Source organism: Leisingera thetidis (genome assembly GCF_025857195.1).
In the GTDB taxonomy this organism is placed as follows: domain Bacteria; phylum Pseudomonadota; class Alphaproteobacteria; order Rhodobacterales; family Rhodobacteraceae; genus Leisingera; species Leisingera thetidis.
In genome coordinates this window covers 2,030,982-2,056,519 of record NZ_CP109787.1, presented here as the reverse complement: position 1 = coordinate 2,056,519, position 25,538 = coordinate 2,030,982, and the positions used below count along the sequence as shown (strand labels likewise).

At 67.6% G+C, this 25,538-nt stretch carries 28 protein-coding genes; 22 read left to right on the top strand and 6 right to left on the bottom strand.

The genetic code is table 11. From position 1 onward, the window contains the following. The first annotated feature begins 526 nt into the window (after positions 1 to 526). Entirely contained in the window at positions 527 to 1,792 is a 1,266-nt protein-coding gene (gene fabF, locus OKQ63_RS09800; protein WP_264213743.1) for a beta-ketoacyl-ACP synthase II, read from the top strand. After that, positions 1,792 to 2,949 (top strand): endolytic transglycosylase MltG, encoded by a 1,158-nt coding sequence (gene mltG, locus OKQ63_RS09795; protein ID WP_264213742.1) that lies wholly within the window; start codon positions 1,792 to 1,794, stop codon positions 2,947 to 2,949. The genes fabF and mltG overlap by 1 nt, the downstream gene beginning before the upstream one ends. 106 nt (positions 2,950 to 3,055) lie before the next feature. Here the strand turns inward: mltG and OKQ63_RS09790 are convergent, their stop codons facing one another. Beyond that, positions 3,056 to 3,454, bottom strand: coding sequence for a hypothetical protein (locus OKQ63_RS09790; protein WP_264213741.1), 399 nt, complete (start codon positions 3,452 to 3,454; stop codon positions 3,056 to 3,058). A gap of 300 nt (positions 3,455 to 3,754) precedes the next feature. Here OKQ63_RS09790 and OKQ63_RS09785 point away from each other — a divergent pair, with 300 nt between their 5' ends. The 20 genes from OKQ63_RS09785 (at position 3,755) to cysK (ending at position 20,664) form a co-directional block, all read left to right on the top strand. Next, positions 3,755 to 4,204, top strand: a complete 450-nt coding sequence (locus OKQ63_RS09785) for a hypothetical protein (protein WP_264213740.1) — start codon at positions 3,755 to 3,757, stop codon at positions 4,202 to 4,204. Beyond that, positions 4,197 to 5,483 (top strand): DNA-packaging protein, encoded by a 1,287-nt coding sequence (locus tag OKQ63_RS09780; protein WP_264213739.1) that lies wholly within the window; start codon positions 4,197 to 4,199, stop codon positions 5,481 to 5,483. The genes OKQ63_RS09785 and OKQ63_RS09780 overlap by 8 nt, the downstream gene beginning before the upstream one ends. A 256-nt stretch (positions 5,484 to 5,739) precedes the next feature. Next, complete coding sequence (locus OKQ63_RS09775; protein ID WP_264213738.1) at positions 5,740 to 6,942, top strand: phage portal protein; 1,203 nt, start codon at positions 5,740 to 5,742, stop codon at positions 6,940 to 6,942. After that, positions 6,935 to 7,159 (top strand): GTA head formation protein, RCAP_rcc01685 family, encoded by a 225-nt coding sequence (locus tag OKQ63_RS09770; protein WP_024090123.1) that lies wholly within the window; start codon positions 6,935 to 6,937, stop codon positions 7,157 to 7,159. The genes OKQ63_RS09775 and OKQ63_RS09770 overlap by 8 nt, the downstream gene beginning before the upstream one ends. A 26-nt stretch (positions 7,160 to 7,185) precedes the next feature. After that, positions 7,186 to 7,755 carry an HK97 family phage prohead protease gene (locus OKQ63_RS09765; RefSeq protein WP_264213737.1) on the top strand — a complete coding sequence of 190 codons (570 nt, stop codon included), beginning with the start codon at positions 7,186 to 7,188 and terminating at the stop codon, positions 7,753 to 7,755. After that, a complete protein-coding gene (locus OKQ63_RS09760; RefSeq protein ID WP_264213736.1) occupies positions 7,752 to 8,933 on the top strand; it encodes a phage major capsid protein in 1,182 nt (393 codons plus the stop codon). Before OKQ63_RS09765 ends, OKQ63_RS09760 begins: the two co-directional genes overlap by 4 nt. A gap of 177 nt (positions 8,934 to 9,110) precedes the next feature. After that, the gene (locus OKQ63_RS09755; RefSeq protein ID WP_264213735.1) at positions 9,111 to 9,710 is read left to right on the top strand and encodes a head-tail connector protein; all 600 of its coding nucleotides are present in this window, start codon (positions 9,111 to 9,113) and stop codon (positions 9,708 to 9,710) included. Then, positions 9,707 to 10,039, top strand: a complete 333-nt coding sequence (locus tag OKQ63_RS09750) for a head-tail adaptor protein (protein WP_264213734.1) — start codon at positions 9,707 to 9,709, stop codon at positions 10,037 to 10,039. The genes OKQ63_RS09755 and OKQ63_RS09750 overlap by 4 nt, the downstream gene beginning before the upstream one ends. Then, entirely contained in the window at positions 10,036 to 10,443 is a 408-nt protein-coding gene (gene gp17, locus OKQ63_RS09745) for a DUF3168 domain-containing protein (RefSeq protein WP_264213733.1), read from the top strand. The genes OKQ63_RS09750 and gp17 overlap by 4 nt, the downstream gene beginning before the upstream one ends. 47 nt (positions 10,444 to 10,490) lie before the next feature. Beyond that, positions 10,491 to 10,904: a phage major tail protein, TP901-1 family gene (locus tag OKQ63_RS09740; RefSeq protein WP_264213732.1), complete on the top strand. Its 414-nt coding sequence runs from the start codon at positions 10,491 to 10,493 to the stop codon at positions 10,902 to 10,904. A 3-nt stretch (positions 10,905 to 10,907) separates the two neighbouring features. After that, positions 10,908 to 11,228, top strand: coding sequence for a gene transfer agent family protein (locus tag OKQ63_RS09735; protein ID WP_264213731.1), 321 nt, complete (start codon positions 10,908 to 10,910; stop codon positions 11,226 to 11,228). Beyond that, the gene (locus OKQ63_RS09730) at positions 11,225 to 11,440 is read left to right on the top strand and encodes a rcc01693 family protein (protein ID WP_264213730.1); all 216 of its coding nucleotides are present in this window, start codon (positions 11,225 to 11,227) and stop codon (positions 11,438 to 11,440) included. The genes OKQ63_RS09735 and OKQ63_RS09730 overlap by 4 nt, the downstream gene beginning before the upstream one ends. Beyond that, positions 11,433 to 12,092, top strand: a complete 660-nt coding sequence (locus OKQ63_RS09725) for an RcGTA-type gene transfer agent tail tape measure protein (RefSeq protein ID WP_264213729.1) — start codon at positions 11,433 to 11,435, stop codon at positions 12,090 to 12,092. The genes OKQ63_RS09730 and OKQ63_RS09725 overlap by 8 nt, the downstream gene beginning before the upstream one ends. A 17-nt stretch (positions 12,093 to 12,109) precedes the next feature. After that, positions 12,110 to 12,742, top strand: coding sequence for a DUF2460 domain-containing protein (locus OKQ63_RS09720; RefSeq protein WP_264213728.1), 633 nt, complete (start codon positions 12,110 to 12,112; stop codon positions 12,740 to 12,742). Then, entirely contained in the window at positions 12,739 to 13,626 is an 888-nt protein-coding gene (locus OKQ63_RS09715; RefSeq protein ID WP_264213727.1) for a phage/gene transfer agent baseplate hub protein, read from the top strand. The genes OKQ63_RS09720 and OKQ63_RS09715 overlap by 4 nt, the downstream gene beginning before the upstream one ends. Beyond that, the gene (locus OKQ63_RS09710) at positions 13,623 to 14,096 is read left to right on the top strand and encodes an NlpC/P60 family protein (protein WP_264213726.1); all 474 of its coding nucleotides are present in this window, start codon (positions 13,623 to 13,625) and stop codon (positions 14,094 to 14,096) included. Before OKQ63_RS09715 ends, OKQ63_RS09710 begins: the two co-directional genes overlap by 4 nt. Continuing rightward, on the top strand, positions 14,096 to 18,010 hold the full coding sequence (locus OKQ63_RS09705) for a baseplate multidomain protein megatron (RefSeq protein ID WP_264213725.1): 3,915 nt from the start codon (positions 14,096 to 14,098) through the stop codon (positions 18,008 to 18,010). Before OKQ63_RS09710 ends, OKQ63_RS09705 begins: the two co-directional genes overlap by 1 nt. Further along, positions 18,007 to 18,315: a DUF7742 family protein gene (locus OKQ63_RS09700; RefSeq protein ID WP_264213724.1), complete on the top strand. Its 309-nt coding sequence runs from the start codon at positions 18,007 to 18,009 to the stop codon at positions 18,313 to 18,315. Before OKQ63_RS09705 ends, OKQ63_RS09700 begins: the two co-directional genes overlap by 4 nt. A 167-nt stretch (positions 18,316 to 18,482) precedes the next feature. Further along, positions 18,483 to 19,301, top strand: a complete 819-nt coding sequence (cysE, locus tag OKQ63_RS09695) for a serine O-acetyltransferase (protein WP_264213723.1) — start codon at positions 18,483 to 18,485, stop codon at positions 19,299 to 19,301. Positions 19,302 to 19,599: 298 nt separating this feature from the next. Continuing rightward, a complete protein-coding gene (gene cysK / locus OKQ63_RS09690; protein ID WP_264213722.1) occupies positions 19,600 to 20,664 on the top strand; it encodes a cysteine synthase A in 1,065 nt (354 codons plus the stop codon). A gap of 165 nt (positions 20,665 to 20,829) precedes the next feature. On the opposite strand, the gene OKQ63_RS09685 is transcribed toward cysK, so the two are convergent. The 5 genes from OKQ63_RS09685 to OKQ63_RS09665 all read right to left on the bottom strand — a co-directional run bounded on the left by OKQ63_RS09685 (position 20,830) and on the right by OKQ63_RS09665 (position 25,394). Next, positions 20,830 to 22,167 (bottom strand): pyruvate dehydrogenase complex dihydrolipoamide acetyltransferase, encoded by a 1,338-nt coding sequence (locus OKQ63_RS09685; protein WP_264213721.1) that lies wholly within the window; start codon positions 22,165 to 22,167, stop codon positions 20,830 to 20,832. Position 22,168: 1 nt separating this feature from the next. Next, positions 22,169 to 22,429: a hypothetical protein gene (locus OKQ63_RS09680; protein ID WP_264213720.1), complete on the bottom strand. Its 261-nt coding sequence runs from the start codon at positions 22,427 to 22,429 to the stop codon at positions 22,169 to 22,171. Positions 22,430 to 22,437: 8 nt separating this feature from the next. Beyond that, a complete protein-coding gene (locus OKQ63_RS09675; RefSeq protein WP_264213719.1) occupies positions 22,438 to 23,817 on the bottom strand; it encodes a pyruvate dehydrogenase complex E1 component subunit beta in 1,380 nt (459 codons plus the stop codon). Between the two features lie 16 nt (positions 23,818 to 23,833). Further along, positions 23,834 to 24,847, bottom strand: a complete 1,014-nt coding sequence (gene pdhA, locus OKQ63_RS09670) for a pyruvate dehydrogenase (acetyl-transferring) E1 component subunit alpha (protein WP_264213718.1) — start codon at positions 24,845 to 24,847, stop codon at positions 23,834 to 23,836. A gap of 247 nt (positions 24,848 to 25,094) precedes the next feature. Then, positions 25,095 to 25,394, bottom strand: coding sequence for an FtsB family cell division protein (locus OKQ63_RS09665; protein WP_264213717.1), 300 nt, complete (start codon positions 25,392 to 25,394; stop codon positions 25,095 to 25,097). Between the last annotated feature and the right edge of the window lie 144 nt (positions 25,395 to 25,538).

Below are 25,538 nucleotides of genomic sequence, written 5' to 3'. Positions count from 1 at the left end.
GCGAATTTGCGGTTAACGCCGCGGCCGCGGGCAGCGGTTCCGGGGGGCAGGAGCTGCGGCAGCCCCTGCCTTGGAAGGGCCGCGGCCCGGACGGTCAACTGCCGCGGCGAGAGCATGCCAAACAGCACTCTGCGGCGGCGGACAGGCGGAAACGGTTCCGCACCAGGCGCCCTGCCGGCTTGGCGCGGGCGGTGCGCCGGCGGGGGGCGGCAAGTTCCGGGCAGCGGGACAGGTGGCAGCGGGACAGGTGGCATTGGGACAGACGACGGAAAAAAGTCGGGCTGGAGACAAAATTGGCCCAGAGCTCCAGCCCGCTGTGGCATTCCTTGAGGACGGATGCCGAGTTGCTTCAATCGGAATAATCTCAACCTACGGGGGAAGGGTTAATGAAGTATTCCCGCCCCGTAAGATCTCCGCAAAAATCCGCCCGCCGCAGTGCGAAACCGCATCTGACCCCGCTCTTGCGCCCGCCGGCCATTCCAAGCTATTTGAACGGACGGATTGCCGAGGCAAAGGAGAGCAAGGAATGCGTCGAGTAGTTGTCACCGGACTGGGCCTGGTTACCCCTCTGGCCAGCGGAGTCGAGGAGAGCTGGACCCGGTTGCTGGACGGCCAGTCGGGCGCGGGCCCCATTACCAAATTTGACGCCGAGGCAAGCGGCGTGACCACCACCTACGCCTGCGAGGTTCCGCGCGGCGATGGTTCCGGCGGCACCTTCAACCCGGACGACTGGGTGGCCAAGAAGGACCAGAAGAAGATCGACGACTTCATCCTCTATGGCATCGCCGCCGCGGACATGGCCGTGCGCGACGCCGGCTGGACGCCCGAGGACGAAGCCAGCCGCCTGCGCACCGGCGTGATGATCGGCTCCGGCATCGGCGGCCTGTCGTCGATCGCCGACACCGCGGTGATGATCAAGGAGAAAGGCCCGCGCCGGGTGTCGCCCTTCTTCATCCCCGGCGCGCTGATCAACCTGATCTCGGGCCAGGTCTCGATCCGCTTCGGCTTCAAGGGGCCGAACCATTCGGTTGTCACCGCCTGCTCGACCGGCGCCCACGCCATCGGCGACGCGGCCCGGCTGATCAAGTCCGGCGACGCCGACGTGATGATCGCAGGCGGCGCCGAGGCGGCGATCTGCGAGATCGGCATCGCCGGCTTCAACGCCTGCAAGGCGCTGTCGACCAAATACAAGGACGACCCCACGAAGGCTTCGCGCCCCTATGACGCCGACCGCGACGGCTTTGTCATGGGCGAGGGCGCCGGCATCGTGGTGCTGGAGGACTACGAGCACGCCAAGGCCCGCGGCGCCAAGATCTATGCCGAGGTGCTGGGCTACGGCCTGTCGGGCGATGCCTACCACATCACCGCGCCGTCCGAGGATGGCGAAGGCGGCGAGCGGTCGATGAAAGCGGCGCTGGCCAACGCCGGGCTGGAGGCTTCGGCGGTCGACTACATCAATGCGCATGGCACCTCGACCATGGCCGACACCATCGAGCTGGGCGCGGTGGAACGGCTGCTGGGCGATCACGCGGGCAATGTCACCATGTCCTCGACCAAATCCGCCACCGGCCACCTGCTGGGCGCCGCCGGCGCGATCGAGGCGATTTTCTCGATCCTGGCAATCCGCGATCAGGTTGCGCCGCCGACCATCAACCTGGACAATCCGGCGGTGGACACCCCGGTCGACCTGGCCCCGAACGCCAAACGTGCCCGCAAGATCGAGGTGGCGCTGTCGAACTCCTTCGGCTTTGGCGGCACCAACGCGTCGGTGATCTTCGGGAAAGCGGGCTGATGTGGCGCAGCCTCGCCTCCAACATGCTGACGGTTCTGATCGCGGTGCTGTTCCTTCTGGGCGGTCTGATCCTGTGGGGCAAATCGCAATACACCGCTGAGGGCCCGCTGGAGACGGCGATCTGCCTGCGGGTGGAACGCGGCTCGAACATGGCCAGGGTGAGCGGCGACCTGGAAACCCAGGGCGCGGTGACCTCTGGCACCCTGTTCCGCCTCGGCGCCAAATACAGTGAGAAGACCGGCCAGCTGAAGGCCGGCAGCTTCCTGGTGGAACCGGGCGCCTCGATGGAGCAGATCGTTGCCGAGATCACCCATTCCGGCGCCTCCACCTGCGGCACCGAGATTGTCTACCGTGTCGGCGTCACCCGCACCCAGACCGTGGTGCGCGAACTGGATCCGGCGACCAGCAAGTTCGAGGAAATCGCTGATTTCATCCTCGGCGAGGATGAGGTTCCGGCGGCCTATACCGAAACCCGGCAGGACAGCGATACCCGCTACCGCATTGCCCTGGCCGAGGGCGTGACCAGCTGGCAGGTAACGGAAGCGCTGAAAGCAATGGACGTGCTGGCCGGGGAAACCGGCGAGCGCCCGGCAGAGGGGCTGCTGGCGCCGGACAGCTATGAGGTCACTCCCGGCACCGGGCGCGCCGCGGTGCTGGCAGAGATGCAGGAGCGGCAGCAGCTGCGCATCAACGCCGCCTGGGAGGGCCGCTCCGCGGAGGCCGCCGTCGCCACACCGGAGGAAATGCTGATCCTCGCCTCGATCATCGAGAAGGAAACCGGCGTGCCCGAGGAACGCGGCATGGTCGCCTCGGTGTTCACCAACCGCCTCAACCGCGGCATGCGGCTGCAGACCGACCCGACGGTGATCTATGGCGTTACCAAGGGCGAGGGAACCCTGGGCCGGGGCCTGCGCCAGAGCGAGCTGCGCAAGGCGACGCCCTGGAACACCTATGTGATCGAGGGCCTGCCGCCGACGCCCATCGCCAACCCCGGCATGGCCAGCCTCGAGGCCGCGGTGAACCCGCAAGCCTCGGACTATGTGTTCTTCGTGGCTGACGGCACCGGCGGCCACGCCTTTGCCGAGACACTGGAAGAGCACAACCGCAACGTCGCCAAATGGCGCGCAATCGAAGCTGAGCAGCAGCAAAGCAACTGAGCGCTGCAGGGCCAGCGTATGGCAACAGCGAAGGGCGCCCGCGGGGCGCCCTTTCTGTTTCTGCCGGGCTGCGCTTGCCTGCTGGCAAGCCGCCGGGGGACCGCCGTCAGCTATAGATGCAGATGTAGAAATTCGTGCCGCTCTGGTAGCCGCCGCATTTGTCGTAGAACTCGATCGTGGCCTTCACGGTCTTGCCGGCCAGCGCGCTGAACTGCGATGTCAGATCCACGGGCTGCATCGGCGTCACCACGCCGGAACAGCCGTTGCTGTAGTCATGCGAGTAGGTGCCGGTGTTTTGCGGGTCGCTCTGATCCGTCAGGGTCAGCTTGACCACATCATCAACCGATGTTTCGCCTTCCCCGTTCGGACCGCCGGACATCACGATTGTGGCGCCTGACGGAATGGTCACATAGTGGAGCGTGGCATCGTAAAAGATCTTTCCGGCATCGCCCGGCACGGGAGTCGACTCTTGCGCAGTGGCGATCTGGTAATTCTTCCAACCCATGGAGGGATCCTCGCTGTTGATGATGGCATGGACGCACGGCCTTGTGCGAAACTGACGCTACAACTATGAGTGGAATTTTGTGAAGACGCATTTCTCCAAAGATGTGCGCCATTTGATTTGCCTTTTGACTTGGAAGTCGATGGAAAACCAGCCCTCCATTGCCGATGGACCGTTCCAGGCCGGGGGAAGACCCATCCGCTCCGGCCCGCTCCGTTGCGTACCCACCGTACGCTGCTGCTGCCGAAACCCTTGACTTTTCCACGCTAATCGCGTATAGGTTGCATTGCAGCTGGAAGAAACATGGACGGCCCCGGACCCCTCCGCCGGCGGCCGTCCTGTCTTTCTCTCGTGCGGACAAAAACGCATGAGGCAGAACAACCCATGATAGAGCAAGCAACAGAGCAGGACGGTGCCGCCGTTCTGAAACGGCAGGTCCATTACACCGCGGATCTCCTGCGCTCGCTGCAGGAGTCCATTCACCGCCTGCGCAACGAGGCGGAGGAGCTGAGGGAGCAGCTCGCAACCGCCGGCGCCGAAGAGGCGGCGGGCGCCAATGCCCGGATCGGCAAACTGGAACAGCTGATCCGCGATTGCCAGAAAGTGGAGAGACTCCTTGCAGAACAAAGCACCGAATTCGCCCGCATGCTCAAATCCGAAAACGAACTCGATCTCGGCGCGGCGCGCGCGGCTGTCGAGCGCGGACTTTCTGGCCTGCGTGCCGCCCTTGCTCCGGAACTGGTTCTTGAATGAGCTGGACCGCAAAACCCTCTGCGCGCTGCCGCATCTGTTCGGCTTCTGGGCGCTCGACCATCAGCGCCCGCCGGACGGGGACTGGCGGGCCTGGGTGATCCTGGGCGGCCGCGGTGCCGGCAAGACGCGGGCCGGCGCCGAATGGATCCGCACGCTGGCCGAAGGGCCGCGCCCGCATGATCCCGGCACCGCAAGGCGCATCGCGCTGGTGGCTGAGACCTATGACCAGGTGCGCGACGTGATGATCCACGGCGACAGCGGCATCCTGGCCTGCTCGCCGCCCGACCGGCGGCCGAAGTGGAAGGCTTCGGAGCGCAAGCTGACCTGGCCCAACGGCGCCGAGGCGCAGGCGTTCTCGGCGCATGACCCGGAGGCCCTGCGCGGCCCCCAGTTCGATGCCGCCTGGGCGGATGAGCTGGCCAAGTGGAAGAAGGGGCAGGAGAGCTGGGACATGCTGCAGTTCGCCCTGCGGCTGGGCCGCGACCCGCGCGTCTGCGTCACCACCACGCCGCGCAATGCCCCGGTGCTGAAGCGGCTGCTGGCCTCCCCCAGCACGGTGCGCACCCACGCCCCGACCGAGGCCAACCGCGCCAACCTCGCGCCCTCCTTCCTGGCGGAGATGCGGGCGCGCTACGCGGGCACCCGGCTGGGGCGGCAGGAACTGGACGGGGTGCTGCTGGCCGATGTGCAAGGCGCGCTCTGGTCCACCGCCGGGCTGGAGGCCGCGCAGGTGCCCGAGGCGCCGCCGCTCGACCGGGTGGTGGTGGCCGTCGACCCGGCGGTGAGCGCCGGCAAGGGCTCGGACGCCTGCGGCATCGTCGTGGCGGGGGCGGTCACGCAAGGCAGGCCGCAGGACTGGCGCGCCTATGTGCTGGCGGACCGCACCGTGCAGGGCGCCGGCCCGCTGGCCTGGGCGCAGGCGGTGATTGCCGCCCGCGATGCCTATGGCGCCGAACGGGTGGTGGCCGAGGTCAATCAGGGCGGCGCACTGGTGGAAACCGTGCTGCGCCAGACCGACCCGCTGGTGCCGTTCCGGGCGCTGCATGCGGGCAAGGGCAAGGCGGCGCGCGCCGAGCCGGTGGCAGCACTGTATGAGCAGGGCCGGGTGCATCACCTGCCGGGCCTCGGCGGTCTCGAGGACCAGATGTGCCGGATGACGCCGCAGGGCTATCAGGGCAGCGGCTCTCCCGACCGGCTCGATGCGCTGGTCTGGGCGGTGCATGAGCTGATCATCGCCCCCGCCGCCAAGCTGCGGCTGCCGCAGGTGCGGGTGCTGTAAGCCTGCCGCCAGGCCAAAGCCCGGGCAGCGCCCGCCCGCCCGCGGACCGGCGCTGCCCTCTTTGAAATGCAAAACCCGCCCGGCCTGCAACGGGCGGGTTTTCTATCAAAAACAACAGCATATGGCAGGGTGTTGCGTCCCCTGCGTACGCCCCGCTCGGCAAATCTTCAGCTCTCTCTGCCATAAATCATCCTCAGCAAAGGCGCATCAGCCCCCGTGGCTCCGGCGCCGGACACCAGAAATTGAGGAGCGGACAATGGTCTTTGACCTGCTGCGGCGCAACACGCCCGACATCCCTGAGCAGAAAGCCAGCCAGACCGCCCGCGTGGTCTCCTGGCAGGGCGCGGGCCGCATCGCCTGGAGCCCGCGCGACAGCGTCTCCCTGACCCGCAGCGGCTTTGCCGGCAATCCGGTCGGCCACCGGGTGATCCGCCTGATCGCCGAGGCCGCCGCCGCGGTGCCGCTGGTGCTGCAGGACAGCCGCCAGCGCTATGACAGCCACCCCTGGCTGGCGCTGCTGGCGCGTCCCAACCCGGGCCAGGGCCAGGCCGAGCTGCTGGAGGCGCTGTACGGCCACCTGCTGCTGTCCGGCAACGCCTATATCGAGGCGGTGGCGGGCGGCGGCGCTGCCCCGGCGGAGCTGCATGTGCTGCGCCCGGACCGGATCAATGTGGTGCCCGGCCCGGACGGCTGGCCCGCCGCCTTTGAATATGCCGTCGGCGGGCGCAAGCACCGCTTTGCCGTCGAGACCGCGCAATCGCCGGTCTGCCACATCAAGAGCTTCCACCCGCAGGACGACCACTATGGCCTCTCTTCGCTGCAATCGGCGGCGATGGCGATCGACGTCCACAACGCCGCCACGCGCTGGTCCAAGGCGCTGCTGGACAACGCGGCCCGGCCTTCCGGCGCGCTGGTGTGGTCCGGATCGGACGGCCACGGCCGCATGTCCGAGGAACAGTTCCGCATCCTGAGCGAGGAAATCCAGGCGAATTTCCAGGGCGCCAGGAATGCCGGCCGGCCGATGGTGCTGGAGGGCGGCCTCGATTGGAAACCGATGGGGTTCTCGCCCTCCGACATGGAATTCCAGCAGACCAAGGACACCGCCGCGCGCGAGATCGCGCTGGCCTTCGGGGTGCCGCCGATGCTGCTCGGCATTCCGGGCGATGCGACCTATGCCAATTACCAGGAGGCCAACCGCGCCTTCTACCGGCTGACCGTGCTGCCGCTGGCGGCCAAGGTCGCGGGCGCGCTGGGTGACTGGCTGGCGGGCTGGACCGGCGAAGAGCTGACCCTGAAACCCGACCTCGACCAGCTGCCCGCATTGGCGGCAGAGCGCGAGGCGCAATGGCGCCGGGTGGCCTCCGCCAATTTCCTTACCACCGCGGAAAAGCGGCGCCTGCTGGGGCTGCCCGCAGAAGCCCCGGCCGCACCGCAGGCGGAGGGCGGACAGGATGACTGAGCACCCGATGCACGCTTTCGATTGTTCGCCGGGGTTGCGCCTGTCCGCCCATGAGCGGGTGGCCCAGATCCAGCATGAGGCGGTGAACCGCCGCCTGGATCGGATCGAACAGATGATGGAGCGGCTGGAAAAACGCCTCTGGCTCACCGTCTACGGTGTTGCCGCGGTGATCCTGGCGCAGGCCTTTCAATCCTTCCTGACGGTTCAACTGCCGTGAAATCAACCATTTGCGAGGAAGACATCATGCAGGGAGCTCCCCAGCTTGAACATAAATTCGCACGCTTCGGCGAGGATCTCTCGCTGAAGGACGCAAGCCAGATCAAAGGCTACGCCAGCCTGTTCGGCGAGACCGATCAGGGCGGCGACGTGGTGCAGCGCGGCGCCTATGCCGCCTCTCTCAAGGCGCTCAAGGCGCAGGGCCGCACCGTCAAGATGCTGTGGCAGCACGACCCGGCGCAGCCGATCGGCGTCTGGGACGAGGTGCGCGAGGACGCCCGCGGCTTGTACGTCAAGGGCCGCATCCTCACCGCCACCCCCAAGGGCGCCGAGGCCGCCGCGCTGATCGAGGCAGGCGCCATCGACGGGTTGTCGATCGGCTACCGGACCGTGAAATCCGCCCGCACCCGGGACGGCACCCGCCAGCTGACCCAGGTGGAGCTGTGGGAGGTGTCGCTGGTCACCTTCCCGATGCTGCCCGCGGCGCGGGTGGCGGGTAAATCCGCCGCCCCGGAGGCAGAGGCGGATGCCCTTCGCACGCTGGCCGCAGGCCTGCGCCAGATCACCCGTGACCTCAAGGCAGGACAGACATCATGAGCAACCAAGACCTCCCGGCAAACACCGGGGACGCAGCGCCCCTGACCCATGAAGTGAAACAGGCCGTCACCGGCTTTCTTCATGAATTCAAGGGGTTTCAGGACGACGTGCAATCAAGGCTGAAACAGGCAGAAGAGCGAGTGAACATGCTGGACCGTAAGACAATCTCTCAGAACCGCCCCCATCTGGCCGCAAGCCGGGACGCGGGCGCGCCGCACCACAAGGCGTTCAACGCCTACCTGCGCAGCGGCGACGACGACGGCCTGCGCGGCCTCGAGCTGGAAGGCAAGGCGATGTCCACCGCCGTCAACAGCGACGGCGGCTATCTGGTCGACCCGCAGACCGCGGAGACCGTGAAATCGGTGCTGCAGTCCTCCGCCTCGATCCGCGCCGTGGCCTCGGTGGTGCATGTCGAGGCCTCCTCCTATGACGTGCTGATCGACCACAGCGAAATGGGCGCCGGCTGGGCCACCGAAGCCGGCCCGGCCGCCGAGACCGGCACCGGCAGCATCGACCGCATCACCATCGCGCTGCATGAGCTGAGCGCGCTGCCCAAGGCGTCGCAGCGGCTGCTCGACGACAGCGCCTTTGACATCGAGGGCTGGCTGGCCGCCCGCATCGCCGGCAAATTCGCCCGCTCCGAGGCCGAGGCCTTCATCAACGGCGACGGCATCGACAAGCCCAAGGGCTTCCTGTTCCACCCGGTGGTCGACAACGGCAGCTGGAGCTGGGGCAGCCTCGGCTACATTCCCTCGGGCGCCGATGCCGACGTCGGCAACGGCGATGCGGTGATCGACCTGGTCTATGCGCTGGGGGCGGAATACCGCGCCAATGCCACCTTCGTCATGAACTCCAAGACCGCGGGGCTGCTCAGGAAACTGAAGGACGCCGACGGCCGCTTCCTGTGGTCCGACGGGCTGGCGGCCGGTGAGCCTGCGCGGCTGACAGGCTACCCGGTGCTGATCGCCGAGGACATGCCCGACCCGGGCTCCAACAGCTTCCCCATCGCCTTCGGCGACTTCCGCGCCGGCTACACCATCGCCGAGCGCCCGGACCTGCGGGTGCTGCGCGATCCCTTCAGCGCCAAGCCGCATGTGCTGTTCTACGCGACCAAGCGCGTCGGCGGCGATGTCAGCGACTTTGCCGCGATCAAGCTGATGAAATTCGGCGCGAGCTAAGGCTCAGCGCGGATGGCGGACCGGCAGCCCGGTCCGCCGGCAGGCATGCACCCCACAGTCTTTTGCCGTCCAGCTGCTCCCCTCCGTCCGAGCGGCAAGGGATGGTGCATGCCTGCCGAACCCCACCCGGACAGCAGATCAGGGCCGCAGCAGGGGACGGCCCGCAGGAGTGAGATGATGATGCTGAGCGAAGTGACCCCCGTGCCCGAGGCCGCCCTGCCGCTGGCCCAGTTCAAGGCGCATCTGCGTCTGGGCACCGGTTTCGGCGAGGACAGCCTGCAGGACGAGGTGCTGTTTGGCTTCCTGCGCGCTGCCCTGGCCGCGATCGAAGCAAGGACCGGCAAGGCGCTGATAACACGCGGTTTTGAGCTGGAAATACGGCACTGGCGCGACCGGGCCGGGATGGTTCTTCCGATTGCCCCGGTGCAGATCGTGACCGAGGTTGCGATGCGCGATGGCGGCGGCGGCGAGACGGTGCTGGATACCGCGCAGTACCGGCTGGAACGCGACTCCCAAAGACCGCGCCTGTGTGCCGCCGGCAGCCTGCTGCCCGCGATTGCGCCGGGCGGGTCTGTCCGGATCTCGCTGCAGGCCGGCATGGCCGCCGACTGGGGCGCGCTGCCGGCCGACCTGGGCCAGGCGGTGATGCTCCTGGCCGCGCATTACTACGAATACCGGGCCGACACCGGCCTGCACGGCGGCTGCATGCCCTTTGGCGTCACCAGCCTGATCGAACGCTACCGCAGCCTGCGGCTCAGCCTGGGAGGCTTGGCATGACACATCTGCCCAAGCTCTCCCGCCAGCTGGTTCTGGAAGACCCGCAGCGCACCTCCGACGGCGCCGGCGGCTATGCCGAGACCTGGGTGGCGCTTGGCACCCTCTGGGCTGAGGTCAAATCGCTCAGCGGCCGCTTGGCCGGGGACAGCCTGTCTTTGCAGAAATACCGGATTACCCTGCGCGCATCCCCTGATGGTTTTGCATCCCGTCCGCGGCCGGATCAGCGTTTCCGCGACAGCAACCGGATCTACCGCATTGATGCGGTTGCAGAAAGCGATCCGGGCGCCCGGTATCTCACCTGTTTTGCGGTTGAGGAGGTGAGCGGATGACCTATGCCATCGCAGGCGCGCTGCAATCCGCCGTCTACACGCATCTGACCGGAGACGCCGCGCTTGCCGCGCTGGTCGGCGGCGCGGTCTATGACGCGATCCCCGCGGGCCCCTTGCCGCAGACCTATGTGGCGCTGGGATCGGAGGAGGTGCTGGACCGTTCCGACAAGACCGCGGGCGGCGCCGAGCACCGGTTCTTCATCACCGTCACCACCGACACCGCCGGTTTTGCCGGCGCCAAGGCGGCGGCGGCTGCGGTCTGCGACGCGCTGGCCGGCGCCTCCGTGCCGCTGGCCCGCGGCCGGCTGACCGGCCTGTGGTTCGACCGGGCCAAGGCGGAGCGGCTGAATACCGGCGGCAGGCAGATCACCCTGCGCTTCCGGGCGCGGGTGGATGACGTCTAGGCCGCAGGACACTCTTCAATCCCATTGAAAAGCAGGGAGAAAACCCCATGACAGTTCAGAACGGAAAGGACCTTTTGGTCAAAGTGGACATGAACGGCGCCGGCCTGTTCGAAACCATCGCAGGGCTGCGCGCCACGCGGATCAGCTTCAACGCCGAAAGCGTCGATGTGACCAGCCTCGAAAGCCAGGGCGGCTGGCGCGAGCTGCTGTCCGGCGCCGGGGTGCGCTCGGCCAGTATTTCCGGCTCCGGCATCTTCCGCGACGAGGCGACGGACGAACGCGCCCGGCAATTGTTCTTTGAAGGGCTGATGCCGGAGTTTCAGGTGATCATCCCCGATTTCGGCATCGTCCAGGGGCCGTTCCAGGTGACGGCGCTGGAATACGCCGGCAGCCACAATGGCGAGGCCACCTATGAGCTGTCGCTGGCCAGCGCCGGCGCGCTCAGCTTCACGGCGGTCTGAACGATGGTGAACCCGCACGCAGGCGAGGCGGAATTGCTCGTGAATGGAACGCCTTACACGCTGAAGCTGACGCTTGGCGCGCTGGCGGGGCTGGAGGCCGCGCTGGAGGAAGGCACGCTGGTGGAGCTGGTGCAGCGGTTCGAACAGGGCCGGTTTTCCGCCCGCGACGTGCTGGCGCTGCTGGCCGCGGGCCTGCAGGGCGGCGGGCATGACCTGAGCCGCGAGGAGCTGGCCGCGGCCAGCATCGCCGGCGGCCCGCTGCAGGCGGCAAAGGTGGCGGCAGAGCTGCTGCTGCGCAGCTTCTCCGTGCCGGACGCCCCATGAGCGCGCTCGACTGGCCCGCGCTGATGCGCGCCGGGATGGCCGGGCTGAAACTGCTGCCGCGCGACTTCTGGCAGCTGACCCCGGCAGAGCTGCGGCTGATGCTGGGCGGGGCGGCGGCGCCGCAGCCCTTGGGACGCGACCGCCTCACCGCGCTGATGCAGGACTTCCCGGACCTGCTGCCGCCACAGGACAAGGAGACGACGGATGGCTGACACATCATCGATGGCAGAACTGGAACTGCAGGGCGAGGCGCTGGGAGAGGCGCTGGACGGCGCCTCGGACATGGCCGCAGCCTTTGCCGAGGTGCTGGGCCGGGTGAAACAGGGATTCTCGGAAACCGGGCGTGATGCGCAGATCCTGGACCGCAGTCTTTCCAAAGGCTTGCGGCGTGCTTTTGACGGGCTGGTCTTTGATGGAGACAGCCTGTCGGAGTCGATGGACACGCTGGCCCGCAGCATGGTCCGCACCACCTACAACGCCGCGATGAAGCCGGTGACCAACCATGTCGGCGGCATGCTGACCGACGGGCTGACCGCCCTGATCGGGAACATCCTGCCCTTTGCCGATGGCGCCGCCTTCAGCCAGGGCAAGGTGATGCCCTTTGCCAAGGGCGGCATCGTCACCGGGCCGGTCAGTTTTCCGATGCGCGGCGCCACCGGGCTGATGGGCGAAGCCGGGCCGGAGGCGATCCTGCCGCTGGCCCGCGGCGCCGATGGCTCGCTGGGGGTGCGCAGCCAGGGCGGCGGCGGGGTCCATGTGGTGATGAATGTCTCCACCCCCGACGTCAAAGGCTTTGAACGCAGCCGCAGCCAGATCGCCGCGCAGCTGTCGCGTGCCCTGTCGCGCGGCGGGCGCAACCGTTAAAGACGGAGGGTAACACCATGAATTTCCACGAAGTCCGCTTTCCCGCCTCGCTCAGCTTCGGCTCTGTCGGCGGCCCGGAGCGGCGCACCGATGTGGTGACGCTGGCCAATGGGTTCGAGGAGCGCAACACCCCCTGGGCGCATTCCCGGCGCCGCTATGACGCCGGGCTCGGCTTGCGCTCGCTGGAGGACATCGAGGTGCTGATCGCCTTTTTCGAAGCCCGCCAGGGGCAGCTTTACGGCTTCCGCTGGAAGGACTGGAGCGATTACAAATCCGCCCGCGCCAGCGCCGAGGCTGATTTCCGCGACCAGGTGATTGCAGAGGGCGACGGCAGCACGGTGACGTTCCAGCTGGCCAAAACCTACCGCTCCGGTCAATTCACCTATCAGCGCCCGATCACCAAGCCGGTGGCGGGCACGGTCCGGGTCGGGATCGATCAGGATGAGCTGCGCGAGAGCATCGACTATGACCTCGACCCCGCCACCGGCCTGATCACCCTGGCGCATCCGCCGGAACGGGGCCTCAGCATCCGGGCCGGGTTCGAATTCGACGTGCCGGTGCGCTTCGATACCGGCGGCATCCAGACCAGCGTCGCCTCCTTCCAGGCCGGCGAGGCGCCTGCGGTGCCGGTGGTGGAGGTGCGGGTATGAGCGGGCCAGGCGCAGAGTTCCGCACCCATGTGCAAAGCGGCATCACCACCCTGTGCCGGGCCTGGGCGCTGGCACGGCGCGACGGCGCGGTGCTGGGGTTCACCGATCACGATTGCGTCCTGAGCTTTGACGGGCTGGACTTTCAGCCCGGCAGCGGCCTGACCGCCCGGGCGGTGAGCCAGGCCACCGGCCTGTCGGTCGACAACACCGAGGCGCTTGGGGTGCTGAGCGATGCCGCGGTGCGCGAGGAGGATATCGAGGCGGGCCGCTTCGACGGCGCCGAGGTGCGCTGCTGGCTGGTCAACTGGCAGGATGTGTCGATGCGCTGGCTGCAGTTCCGCGGCTCGGTGGGCGAGATCCGCCGGGCCGGCGGTGCCTTTGAGGCAGAGCTGCGCGGCCTGACCGAGGCGCTGAACCAGCCGGTGGGGCGGATCTATCAGAAACCCTGCACCGCGGTGCTGGGCGATGCCGCCTGCCGGTTCGATCTGGAGACGCCGGGCTATGCGGCGGAGCTGGCCGCCGCGGCGGTGGAGCGCAACGAGGCTTTCCGCTGGGACGCCCTGCCGGGGTTTGAGCCGGACTGGTTCACCGGCGGGCGGCTGACGGTGCTGAGCGGCGCCGCGGAAGGGCTGTGGGCGGCGGTCAAGGCCGATCAGAGCCATGCCGGGGGCCGCAGGATCACGCTGTGGGAGCCGGTCCGGGCGCCGGTGGCGCCGGGGGATATGGTCCGGCTGGAGGCCGGCTGCGACAAGCGCATGGAAACCTGCCGGCTGAAATTCAACAACCTGCTGAATTTTCAGGGATTTCCCGACATTCCGGGCGAAGACTGGGTGATGGCGGTGCCGCGCCAGTCGGGCATGAACACCGGAGGCAGCAGGCGGTGAGCCGGGTGGTGGCAGCGGCGCGGGGCTGGATCGGCACGCCCTATGTGCATCAGGCCTCGCGCCGGGGCGCGGGCTGCGATTGCCTGGGCCTGATCCGCGGCCTGTGGCGCGAGCTGTGCGGGGCCGAGCCCGAGGCGCCGCCCGCCTATACGATGGACTGGTCGGAGCCGCAGGGCGCCGAGGCGCTGTGGCAGGCGGCGGCGCGGCATCTGGCGGCGAAGCCTCTGCGCGATGCCGCACCGGGCGATGTGATCCTGTTCCGGATGCGGGAGGGATCGGTGGCCAAGCATCTGGGGGTGCAGTCGGCGGTGGGCGGACACGCCCCAAAGGCTGCCGGGCGGGACGTTCTGAGAGCAGGCCCCGCCTTCATCCACGCCTATGCGGGCCACGGGGTTGTCGAAAGCCCGCTGAGCCCGCCCTGGCAGCGCCGCATCGTGGCGCGGTTTCAATTCCCGAAGGAGCTGATCTGATGGCAACCATTCTTCTCTCTGCCGCAGGCGCGGCCATTGGCGGCACGATCGGAGGCACCGTGGCGGGGCTGTCCTCGGCGGTGATCGGCCGGGCGGTGGGCGCCACCCTGGGCCGGGTGATCGACGAACGGCTGCTCGGCAGCGGTGCCGATCCGGTGGAGACCGGCAAGGTCGACCGCTTCCGCCTGACCCAGGCCAGCGAGGGCACGCCGGTGGCGCAGCTCTATGGCCGGATGCGGCTGGGCGGGCAGGTGATCTGGACCTCGCGGTTTCTGGAAACGGCGGCCGCCAGCGGCGGCGGCGGCAAGGGCCGGCCCAGCCAGCCGCAGGTGACCAGCTACAGCTACTCGGTCTCGCTGGCCATCGCGCTGTGCGAGGGCGAGATTGCCGGTGTCTCCCGGGTCTGGGCCGATGGCGGGGAAGTGGCGCCCAAGGATCTGAACATGACCGTGTACCGCGGCACCGCCGGCCAGCTGCCCGATCCGGTGATGGAGGCGATCGAGGGCGCGGGCCAGGTGCCTGCCTACCGCGGCACCGCCTATGTGGTGATGGAGAACCTGGACCTGTCCCGGTTCGGCAACCGGGTGCCGCAGTTCTCCTTCGATGTGCTGCGGCCCGAGCAGCCGGACAGCAGCACCCATGCGCAGGATCTGGGCCAGCTGGTGCAGGGGGTGGCGCTGATGCCGGGCACCGGCGAATACGCGCTGGCCGCCGACACGGTGCAGTATACCGGCGGGCCGGGGGACGCCAAACCGGCCAATGAGCATACGCCCTCGGGGCTGTCCGACCTCAAGACCTCTCTGAACGCGCTGGAGGCGGAGCTGCCCGCCTGCGGTGCCGCCTCGTTGATCGTGTCCTGGTTCGGCGGTGATCTGCGCTGCGGCGAATGCACCCTGAAACCCAAGGCGGAGCACACCGATGCCGAGGGAAACATGGTCTGGACGGTCAGCGGAGTGACCCGCGCCTCGGCGGAACGAGTGCTGATGCAGGATGGCACGCCGCTGTATGGCGGCACGCCGGCCGATGCCTCGGTGATCCAGTCGATCCGCGAGATGCAGGCGCGGGGCCTCAGGGTGATGTTCTACCCCTTCATCCTGATGGACCAGCCCGAGGGCAACGCATTGCCTGATCCCTGGACCGGCGGCGCCAGCCAGCCGCATCTGCCCTGGCGGGGGCGGATCACCCTGTCGGCAGCGCCCGGCCGGCCCGGATCTCCCGATGGCACGGCGGCGGCGGAGGCCGAGGTGGCGGCGTTCATTGGCACCGTCACGGCGGCGGATTTCACCGTCGGCGACGGTACTGTTGCCTACAGCGGGCCGGACGAGTGGAGCCTCAGCCGCTTTATCCTGCACAATGCCGCGCTGTGCGCGGCGGCGGGCGGGGTGGCGGCGTTCTGCATCAGTTCGGAAATGCGGGCGCTGACCCAGATCCGCGGCGCCGCGGGCTTTCCGGCGGTGGAGGCCTTGCGGGGCCTGGCCGCCGAGGCGCGCGCGCTGCTGGGGCCGGAGACCCGGATCGGCTATGCCGCCGACTGGTCGGAATACTGGGGCTATCAGTCGCCCGAGGGCGACCGCTATTTCCACCTCGACCCGTTGTGGGCGGATGCGAATATCGATTTCATCGGCATCGACAATTACATGCCGCTCAGCGACTGGCGCGAGGGCGAAGATCATCTGGATGCGCAATCCGGCGTGCCCGCGATCTATGACCCCGATTACCTGCGCGGCAATGTCGAGGGCGGCGAGGGCTATGACTGGTATTACCACTCGCCCGAAGCCGAGGCGGCGCAGATCCGCACCCCGATCACCGATGGCGCCCATGATGAACCCTGGATCTGGCGCTACAAGGACATCCGCAGCTGGTGGCTGAACGAGCATCACGAGCGGATCGGCGGGGTGCGGCAGGCGGCGCCGACGGACTGGGTGCCGCAAAGCAAACCCGTCTGGTTCACCGAACTGGGCTGTGCCGCCATCGACAAGGGCGCCAATCAGCCCAACAAGTTCCTGGACCCGAAAAGCTCTGAATCGAAATTGCCGAAATATTCCAACGGCCTGCGCGACGATCTGATGCAGATCCACTATCTGCGGGCGGTGCTGGGCTATTGGGGCGAGGCAGGCAGAAATCCCATCTCCGAGGAATACGGCGGGCCGATGCTGGATATGGCCAACGCCTATGTCTGGGCCTGGGACGCGCGGCCGTTTCCGGCGTTTCCGAGCCGGGTGGAGATCTGGAACGACGGCGGCAACTACCTGCGCGGCCATTGGCTGAACGGGCGCGCCGGCCAGCGCACCCTGGCCTCGGTGGTGGCGGAGGTGTGCCGCCGGGCGGGGCTGCAGGCGTTTGATGTCTCGCAGCTTTATGGCGTGGTGCATGGCTATGTGAACCCGGATGTGAGCGGCGCGCGCGCGGTGCTGCAGCCGCTGATGCTGCGGCACGGGTTCGACGCGATCGAGCGCGACGGGGTGCTGCAGTTCCGGATGCGCAGAGGCACCGGCGCCGAGGCGCTGGCGCTGGAGCATCTGGCCGACAGCGACGAGCTGGGCGGCACCACCGAGCTTGCCCGCGCCAGCGGGGCGGAGCTGGCGGGCCGGGTGCGGCTGCGGTTCACCGAATGGGGCGGCGATCATGCTGCCGGATCGGTCGAGGCGGTGCTGCCGGATGAAGCCACCCACAGCGTCAGCCAGAACGAGCTGCCGCTGGCGCTGACCCGGGCCGAGGCGCGCCAGACCGTCAGCCGCTGGCTGGCCGAAGCGCGGATTTCGCGCGATACTGCGCGGTTCCAGCTGCCGCCCTCGATGCTGCACCTCGGGGCCGGCGATGTGGTGTCGCTGCCGCTGGAAGGCGGCAGTCAGCTCTACCGCATCGACCGGGTGGAGCAGGCCGAGGCGCAGCTGGTGGAGGCGGTGCGGATCGAGCCCGGCGTCTATGACCTGGCGGCGGTGGCAGAGGAGCTGCCGGGGGTCAATGCCTTTGCCGCCCCCGGGCCGGTGCTGCCGCTGTTCATGGACCTGCCGCTGATGCGCGGCGATGAGCTGCCGCACGCGCCGCATCTGGCGGTCACCGCCGCGGCCTGGCCCGGCAGCGTGGCGGTCTACGGATCCGGCGAAGATGAAAACTATGCGCTGGAACAGGTGATTGCGGCGCGGCAGGTGATCGGGATAACGGAATCGCCGCTGTTTGCCGCCGGGGCCGGGCGCTGGGACCTGGGGGCGGATCTGCAGGTCAGGCTGATCTTTGGCGCCCTGGAAAGCCGCAGAGCGGAGGCGGTGCTGAACGGGGCCAATGCCGCGGCGATCGGCGATGGCACGCCCGGAAACTGGGAGCTGTTCCAGTTCCGCGAGGCGGAGCTGATCGCGCCGCGGACCTATCTTTTGCGGGGGCGGCTGCGCGGCCAGCAGGGGACCGATGCGCTGATGCCGCAGGTCTGGCCCGCGGGGGCGTTTGTGGTGCTGCTGGACGGCACGCCGGTGCAGATGGAGCTGGCGCCGGAGCAGCGGCGGCGGGCGCGGCATTACCGGATCGGGCCGGCACGGCGGGCGCTGGAGGATCCGTCTTATGTGCATCTGCAGGAAAGTTTCGACGGCAATGGCCTCAGGCCTTATGCGCCGGTGCATCTGCGGCTCAGCGGGGCGCTGGGGAGCGATCTGGCGGCGGCCTGGATCCGCCGCACCCGGGTTGAGGGCGACAGCTGGGAGCTGCCCGAAGTGCCGCTCGGCGAAGAGCTGGAGGCCTACCGCATCCGGGTGATGCGCGGCGGCACTGTCCTGCGGGAGGAGACCTCCGCCGCGCCGGGCTGGACCTATCCGGCGGCAGCGCAAGCGGCGGACGGGGTGCAGGCGGGCGATGTGCTGGAAGTGGCGCAGCTGTCGGCCCGGTTCGGCGCCGGGCCTGCGGCGCAGGCAGAGCTGGCATGAGGCGGCCGGTGCTGCCCGGCGATGTTGCCGCGCTGGCGCGGGCGCTGCTGGCGGCAAGCGACGGGGACCGGCCGCGGCTGTGCCGCCGGATCCTGGGCGGTGCGGCGGAGGCCGCGGCGCATACCGAGCTGTGCCGGCGGCTGCATCCGCGCTGGGGCGACGGCTCGCTGAGTGCGGCGGCCCGCCGGTTTCCGCTGGCGGATGAAGTGTTTCTGGATGATCCGGAATATCTGCGCTGCACCCGGCTGGCGCTGCGCGAGCTGGCGGCGGCGCTCGGCGGCGGCGGGGCGGCTCCCGCCCGCTGACCCCGCAGGATACCTGCAGGGCCCGCCGTTGGGCATGGCGCCGCAGGCCTGCGGCGCGGCGCGCGCGGATCCGACTCATTCAATCCGGAAATATCCCCCATCAAGGGTTTGCGTTTGCCGAAAAGACCCTTAGATGGGTAGTCTGAGCGGAGAAAGGGAGCAGATTCATGGCCAAAACCCAGCAAGCCGTTACTCCGGTGGATCCCGTATGGGACCGTATCACCCGCGAAGCTGAGGAGGCCGTCGCCACCCAGCCGCTGATGGGCGGGCTGATTCACGCCTGTATCCTGCACCACAAGACGCTGGAGAAGGCGCTGTCCTACCGGATTGCCGCCAAGCTCTGCTCGAACGAGATGTCGATGATGGTGCTGCGCGAAATCGTCGATGACGCCTATGCCGACAGCCCGGGCCTGCTGGAGGCGGCGCGCGCCGACCTGATGGCGATCAACGAGCGCGACCCGGCCAGCCACCGGCTGCTGCAGCCGATCCTCTATTTCAAGGGGTTCCAGGCGGTGCAGGCCTACCGGGTCAGCCATTGGCTGTGGGACCAGGGCCAGAAGGACCTGGCCTATTTCTTCCAGATGCGCACCTCGGAGATCTTCGGCATCGACATCCATCCCGGCGCCCGCATCGGCAAGGGGATCATGATCGACCACGCCCATTCCATCGTCATCGGCGAGACCGCGGTGGTGGGCGACAATGTGTCGATGCTGCATTCGGTGACCCTGGGCGGCACCGGCAAGGAAGAGCAGGACCGCCACCCCAAGATCGGCGACGGCGTGCTGATCGGGGCCGGCGCCAAGGTTCTGGGCAACATCAAGGTCGGCCATTGCAGCCGGATTGCCGCCGGTTCGGTGGTGCTGTCGGAGGTGCCGCCGTGCATGACCGTTGCCGGGGTGCCCGCGAAGATCGTCGGCGAGGCGGGTTGCGACCAGCCCTCGGTCAGCATGGACCAGCGGTTTCCGAACGGCTCCGGCACCGAGTGAGCCGCCCGGTGCGCGCCGGGAAGTATGAGTATTTCTGAAAAGAGGAAGGGGCGGTTGGCGCCCCTTTTCCGCGGCCCGGCGCCGGTGCTGGGAAATCTTCTTCAAAGAAGCGTTCGAGACCGGATTCCGGCCTGGCGGAGCAGGCTGCGGCAGCCTGTGGTTCCGGTTTTGCGCCGCGGAGGCGGAGCGCGGTCCTATGTGCGGCAACGGCGGGCGCAGCACCTTGCACCGGCGCATTGGCGCGCGCATATTCCTTTGGAAACATGGCAGAAACCGGCATTTGGAGCGGGGCAGGACGATGATTTACACAACGGAAGGCCGCGGGCGGCTGTATGGCTCGATCCTGGAGACGGTGGGCAATACGCCTGCGATCCGGCTGAACCGCATCGCGCCGGCGCATGTGCAGATGTATGTGAAATTCGAGGCGTTCAACCCGGCGGGGTCGGTGAAGGACCGGCTGGCGCTGAACATCATCGAGGCGGCCGAGCGCGACGGGCGGCTGCAGCCGGGCCAGACCGTGGTGGAAGCGACCAGCGGCAATACCGGCATTGGCCTGGCCATGGTCTGCGCCGCCAAGGGCTATCCGCTGGTGATCACCATGCACGACGGGTTTTCGGTCGAGCGGCGGCGGCTGATGCGGATGCTGGGCGCCAATGTGGTGCTGACCCGCAAGGAGGACAAGGCGGTCGGCATGGTGGTGAAGGCGCGCGAGCTGGCGGAGCGCAACGGCTGGTTCCTGGCGCATCAGTTCGAGACCAGGGACAACGCCGATATCCACGAGGCCACCACCGCGCGCGAGATCCTGGGCGATTTCGAGGGCGCGCGGCTCGATCACGTGGTGCTGGGCTATGGCACCGGCGGCACCGTGACGGGGCTGGGCCGGGTGCTGAAGGGCGCGCGGCCGGATCTGAAGATCACCCTCAGCGAGCCGGCCAATGCGGCGCTGGTGCAGTCCGGCGCAGCGCAGGCGCGCAACGGCGCGGGCGAGCCCGCGGCGACGCATCCGGCCTTCAACCCGCACCCGATCCAGGGCTGGACCCCGGATTTCATCCCGCTGGTGCTGCAGGAGGCGCTGGACAAGGGATACTTTGACGGGCTGGAGGTGGTGAGCGGCGAGGAGAGCATTGCCTGGGGCCGGCGGCTGGCGGCGGAGGAGGGCATCCTCGCCGGGATTTCCAGCGGCGCCAGCCTGGCGGCGGCGATGAAGGTGGCGGAGGCCGCGCCGGAAGGTTCGGTGCTGCTGGCGGTGCTGCCGGATACCGGCGAGCGCTACCTGTCGACGCCGCTGTTCGAGGGGATCGCGGCGGAGATGGATGAAGATGAGGCGGCACTGTCGGCCTCTACCCCGGGCTATCAGTACTGACCTGCGTGCCCCCGCAGGCCGGGCGTTGGCGGCGGCGGTTGCTGTTGAGTATTTAGGCAAAGAAGAAGGGGGCGGATGCGCTCCCTTTTTTCCGGCGCCGTCTCGGGCCGGCAAAGAAAAAGCCCCGGTTTCCGCCGGGGCTTTTGGTGTTTCTGCGGCGGCCCGTCAGGCCAGCATCACCATCGGGTTTTCCAGGTTGTCCTTGATCGCGTTCAAAAGCTCTGCCCCGAGCGCGCCGTCGATCACCCGGTGGTCGACCGAGAGGGTGACGGACATCACCGTGGCGACCGCCAGTTCGCCGTCCTTGCCGACGATGGGCTTTTTCACGCCGGCACCGACCGCCAGGATGGCGCCGTGCGGCGGGTTGATCACCGCGTCGAAGTTGTCGATGCCGAACATGCCGAGGTTGGAGATCGCGAAGCTGCCGCCCTGGTATTCATGCGGCGCCAGCTTGCGGTCGCGGGCGCGGGCGGCGAGGTCCTTCATCTCTGCCGACAGCGCCGACAGCGATTTGGTGTCGCTGTCCTGCAGCACCGGGGTGAACAGACCGCCCTCGATGGCGACGGCCACGGCCACGTCGGAAGCCTTCATCTTCAAGACCCGGTCGCCGGCCCAGACTGCGTTGGCGTCCGGCACCGCCTGCAGCGCCAGGGCGCAGGCCTTGATGATGAAGTCGTTGACCGAGAGCTTGACGCCGCGGCCCTCGAGCTGCTTGTTGAGGTCGCCGCGGAATTTCAAGAGCGCGTCCAGCTGGATGTCGCGGCGCAGGTAGAAATGCGGCACCTGCTGCTTGGCCTCGGTGAGGCGGGCGGCGATGGTCTTGCGCATGCCGTCCAGCTTGACCTCTTCGTAGGCGCGGCCTTCGTACATGCGGGCCACCTGATCGGCGGAGGGACCGGCCGGTGCTGCTGCGGCGGCAGGAGCAGACGCCGGGGCAGAGGCTGCTGCGGCCGGTGCCTGCGCCGCTGGCGCTTTGGCGTCGATCACGTCGGCCTTGACGATGCGGCCCTTGGGGCCGGAGCCGGTGATTTGGGTGAGATCCAGCCCCTTATCGGCGGCGATGCGGCGGGCCAGCGGCGAGGCGAAGATGCGGCTGCCGTCAGCGCCCTGCGGCGCGGCGGGGGCGGCCTTGGCTTCGGCCTTGGCGGCGGCGTCATCCTTGGGCGCTTCGCTTTTGGCGGCGGGCGCGTCCTTGGCCGCCTCTGCGGCGGGTGCGGGGGTGCCGTTGGCGGCGGCGGAGGGGATGTCATCGGCGCTTTCGCCGTCCTCCAGCAGCACCGCGATCGGGGTGTTCACCTTCACGCCCTCGCTGCCTTCGGCGATCAGGATCTTGCCGACCACGCCTTCGTCCACGGCTTCAAACTCCATGGTGGCCTTGTCGGTCTCGATCTCGGCGATCAGGTCGCCCGAGGAGACAGTGTCGCCTTCCTTGACCAGCCATTTGGCAAGGGTGCCTTCCTCCATGGTGGGAGAAAGCGCGGGCATCAGGATTTCGGTGGGCATGTCAGCGCTCCTCAATCAGAACAATTTGGTCATATGGCGCCTTGGGGCGCCGGCTGCCGCGGGCCAGCAGGGTGATCGCGGCTTCGATCTTGTCTTTGTATTCAGCCATCCAGACATAAGCCTCCTGATGGGAGGGCCGCGAACCGATCAGCCGGGTGTCCGCTGCCAGCCGTTCGGGCACCAGTGCGGTGACTGTGCGCCCGTCGACGGTGAGCGTGACGCGGTAGCATTCGGTTTCGGGATCGCGGCCCCTGATCTCCATCGGTGCCTCTAGCGGTAGGCCACTTGCCTGACCGCCTCGACCACCTCATCCGTGGTGATCAGCGCGTGGCGTTCCAGGTTGGCGGCATAGGGCATCGGCACGTCCTTGCCGGTGCAGGTGATGACCGGCGCGTCGAGATAGTCGAACGCTTCGCGCTGCACCTCGGAGGCGATGTAGCTGCCGACGGAGCCCTGCGGCCAGCCTTCCTCGACGGTGACCAGGCGGTTGGTCTTCTTCACCGATTCAATCACCGTGGGCAGGTCCATGGGGCGGATCGTGCGCAGGTCGATGACCTCGGCCGAGATGCCGTCCTGGGCCAGCTTGTCGGCGGCTTCCAGCGCGTACTGCATGCCGATGCCGAAGGAGACGATGGTGGCGTCCGAGCCTTCGCGCCAGATCCGGGCCTTGCCGAAGGGGATGGTGAAATCATCCAGTTTCGGCACGTCGAAGGCGCGGCCGTAGAGGATCTCGTTCTCGAGGAAGATCACCGGGTTGTTGTCGCGGATCGCGGTTTTCATCAGACCCTTGGCGTCGGCGGCGGAGTAGGGCATCACCACTTTCAGCCCCGGGATCTGCATGTACCAGGCGGCATAGTCCTGGCTGTGCTGGGCGCCGACGCGGGCGGCAGCGCCATTGGGGCCGCGGAACACCATCGGTGCGCCCATCTGGCCGCCGGACATATAGAGCGTCTTGGCCGCCGAGTTGATGATCTGGTCAATTGCCTGCATGGCGAAGTTGAAGGTCATGAACTCGACAATCGGGCGCAGGCCGCCAAAGGCCGCACCGGTGGCGATGCCGGCAAAGCCGTGTTCGGTGATCGGGGTGTCGATCACCCGCTTGGAGCCGAATTCATCCAGCAGCCCCTGGCTGACCTTGTAGGCGCCCTGGTACTCGGCGACTTCCTCGCCCATCAGGAACACGTCCTCGTCGCGGCGCATTTCCTCGGCCATGGCGTCGCGCAGGGCTTCGCGCACGGTGGTCTGCACCATCTCGGTGCCTTCGGGGTAGTCGGGTTCCAGCACCTTGGCGGGCATCGCCGGCGCTTTTTCGGGCGCGGCGGCGGCGGGTTCGTCCGTTGCCGGGGCCTCCGGCGCCTTGGCGGAGGCTTCGCTGCCGTTGGACGGCTGGTAGTCGTCGGCGCTTTCGCCGTCTTCGACCAGAACCGCAATCGGGGTGTTGACCTTCACGCCTTCGGTGCCTTCACCGATCAGGATCTTGCCGACGATGCCTTCGTCGACGGCTTCGAATTCCATCGTCGCCTTGTCGGTTTCAATCTCGGCCATGATGTCGCCGGAGTTCACGGTATCGCCCTCTTTGACCAGCCATTTGGCCAGGGTGCCTTCCTCCATGGTCGGCGACAGGGCGGGCATCAGGATTTCAGTTGCCATGTCTTGTTCTTCCCTCTCAGGCGTTTGCCTGCGGCACGTCGTCCGCATAGATGTCGGTCCAGAGTTCCTCCAGGGCGGGCTCGGGGCTCTCCTTGGCGAATTCTGCGGACTTGCTGACGATCTCCTTGATCTCCTTGTCGATCGCCTTGAGATCCTCCTCGGTGGCGTGCTTGCCGGTCAGCAGCATGTCGCGGACCTGCTCGATCGGGTCGCGCTCCTCGCGCATTTTCTGGACCTCTTCGCGGGTCCGGTACTTGGCCGGGTCCGACATCGAGTGGCCGCGGTAGCGGTAGGTCTTCACTTCGAGAATATAGGGGCCGTCGCCGCTGCGGCAGTGGGCCACGGCGCGCTCGCCCGCTTCCTTGACCGCCAGAACGTTCATGCCGTCGACCGCCTCGCCGGGAATGCCGAACGCCTTGCCGCGTTCCCAGATCTCGGCGCTGGAGGTGGAGCGCTGCTGGGCGGTGCCCATGGCGTACTGGTTGTTCTCGATCACGAAGACCACCGGCAGCTTCCACAGGGCGGCCATGTTGAAGGTCTCGTAGACCTGGCCCTGGTTGGCGGCGCCGTCCCCGAAATAGGTGAAGGTGACACGGCCGTTGCCCTTGTACTTGTCGGCAAAGGCGAGGCCGGCGCCGAGCGGCACCTGGGCGCCGACGATGCCGTGGCCGCCATAGAAATGCTTCTCTTTCGAGAACATGTGCATGGAGCCGCCTTTGCCCTTGGAATAGCCGCCCTCGCGGCCCGTCAGCTCGGCCATGACGCCGTCCGGGTCCATGCCGCAGGCCAGCATATGGCCGTGGTCGCGGTAGGAGGTGACGCGCTTGTCGCCTTCCTCGGCGGCGGCCTCGAGGCCCACAACAACCGCTTCCTGGCCGATGTACAGGTGGCAGAAGCCCCCGATCAGCCCCATGCCGTACAGCTGGCCCGATTTTTCCTCGAATCGGCGGATCAGCAGCATCTCGCGGTAGTAATTGGTCAGTTCTTCGGCAGAAACGTTTGGTTTCTTTACGCTTTTTCTAGCGGCCATGGTGGTCGGCTCCCCCTGCAGGCTAGATAGTTTAGTGTTAAACAAACTGATAATCGATTTTGCGGCGGCTGAATAGTGTTATTCTGCCGCGGGGGTGCGGGCGCGTAAAAATCCGCCCATCCCACGTAAAAAAGCCACGCAGGACCAAAGCCGGGCCGCAGGGCTGGAGTTCTGGGGAAGGGCAGGGCGCGCGGAGGGGCCGGCGAACGGCCTGCCGGCTGCGCAACCGGGGCGCCGGAAGCAGTGCCTAGCGGATGACGATTTCGTCGGCACGGACCAGGCCGAGAACAGAGCGGGCCTGTTCGTCGAGGAGGTCGAGATCGAGGTAATTGTCCGAGAGGCGGCGGGTGAGGTTTTCCATCTCGCCGATCCGGGACTGGAGACGGCCGAGATCCAGCCGCAGTTCTTCTGCTTCGGCCTGGATCTCGACCCTCCGGAACAGACCGAAGTCGCCCTGCACCGCCGCAAAGGTGAAATACGCGCTGAGCGCGAATGCGATGGCGAAAAAGGCGATGGCGCCAAAAGAGGGCCGGGGGCTTCGGGTCACGTTGGGAGTGCCTGTATGTTACTGCTCAAGTTTTTGTTTTTGCGCCGTTTCCCGGCGTCTGACATCACTATGCCACATGCGAATCGGCTTGTGAATCCCAAAACTGTCCACAGGGGGATTTTTTGCGCTCAAAGGCGCGGGCGG

Coding starts and splice junctions, on each gene's coding strand:
- fabF (WP_264213743.1), top strand. CDS start 527: ATGCGTCGAGTAGTTGTCACCGGACTGGGCCTGGTTACCCCTCTGGCC.
- mltG (WP_264213742.1), top strand. CDS start 1,792: ATGTGGCGCAGCCTCGCCTCCAACATGCTGACGGTTCTGATCGCGGTG.
- OKQ63_RS09790 (WP_264213741.1), bottom strand. CDS start 3,454: ATGGGTTGGAAGAATTACCAGATCGCCACTGCGCAAGAGTCGACTCCC.
- OKQ63_RS09785 (WP_264213740.1), top strand. CDS start 3,755: ATGGACGGCCCCGGACCCCTCCGCCGGCGGCCGTCCTGTCTTTCTCTC.
- OKQ63_RS09775 (WP_264213738.1), top strand. CDS start 5,740: ATGGTCTTTGACCTGCTGCGGCGCAACACGCCCGACATCCCTGAGCAG.
- OKQ63_RS09770 (WP_024090123.1), top strand. CDS start 6,935: ATGACTGAGCACCCGATGCACGCTTTCGATTGTTCGCCGGGGTTGCGC.
- OKQ63_RS09765 (WP_264213737.1), top strand. CDS start 7,186: ATGCAGGGAGCTCCCCAGCTTGAACATAAATTCGCACGCTTCGGCGAG.
- OKQ63_RS09760 (WP_264213736.1), top strand. CDS start 7,752: ATGAGCAACCAAGACCTCCCGGCAAACACCGGGGACGCAGCGCCCCTG.
- OKQ63_RS09755 (WP_264213735.1), top strand. CDS start 9,111: ATGATGCTGAGCGAAGTGACCCCCGTGCCCGAGGCCGCCCTGCCGCTG.
- OKQ63_RS09750 (WP_264213734.1), top strand. CDS start 9,707: ATGACACATCTGCCCAAGCTCTCCCGCCAGCTGGTTCTGGAAGACCCG.
- gp17 (WP_264213733.1), top strand. CDS start 10,036: ATGACCTATGCCATCGCAGGCGCGCTGCAATCCGCCGTCTACACGCAT.
- OKQ63_RS09740 (WP_264213732.1), top strand. CDS start 10,491: ATGACAGTTCAGAACGGAAAGGACCTTTTGGTCAAAGTGGACATGAAC.
- OKQ63_RS09735 (WP_264213731.1), top strand. CDS start 10,908: ATGGTGAACCCGCACGCAGGCGAGGCGGAATTGCTCGTGAATGGAACG.
- OKQ63_RS09730 (WP_264213730.1), top strand. CDS start 11,225: ATGAGCGCGCTCGACTGGCCCGCGCTGATGCGCGCCGGGATGGCCGGG.
- OKQ63_RS09725 (WP_264213729.1), top strand. CDS start 11,433: ATGGCTGACACATCATCGATGGCAGAACTGGAACTGCAGGGCGAGGCG.
- OKQ63_RS09720 (WP_264213728.1), top strand. CDS start 12,110: ATGAATTTCCACGAAGTCCGCTTTCCCGCCTCGCTCAGCTTCGGCTCT.
- OKQ63_RS09715 (WP_264213727.1), top strand. CDS start 12,739: ATGAGCGGGCCAGGCGCAGAGTTCCGCACCCATGTGCAAAGCGGCATC.
- OKQ63_RS09705 (WP_264213725.1), top strand. CDS start 14,096: ATGGCAACCATTCTTCTCTCTGCCGCAGGCGCGGCCATTGGCGGCACG.
- OKQ63_RS09700 (WP_264213724.1), top strand. CDS start 18,007: ATGAGGCGGCCGGTGCTGCCCGGCGATGTTGCCGCGCTGGCGCGGGCG.
- cysE (WP_264213723.1), top strand. CDS start 18,483: ATGGCCAAAACCCAGCAAGCCGTTACTCCGGTGGATCCCGTATGGGAC.
- cysK (WP_264213722.1), top strand. CDS start 19,600: ATGATTTACACAACGGAAGGCCGCGGGCGGCTGTATGGCTCGATCCTG.
- OKQ63_RS09685 (WP_264213721.1), bottom strand. CDS start 22,167: ATGCCCACCGAAATCCTGATGCCCGCGCTTTCTCCCACCATGGAGGAA.
- OKQ63_RS09680 (WP_264213720.1), bottom strand. CDS start 22,429: ATGGAGATCAGGGGCCGCGATCCCGAAACCGAATGCTACCGCGTCACG.
- OKQ63_RS09675 (WP_264213719.1), bottom strand. CDS start 23,817: ATGGCAACTGAAATCCTGATGCCCGCCCTGTCGCCGACCATGGAGGAA.
- pdhA (WP_264213718.1), bottom strand. CDS start 24,847: ATGGCCGCTAGAAAAAGCGTAAAGAAACCAAACGTTTCTGCCGAAGAA.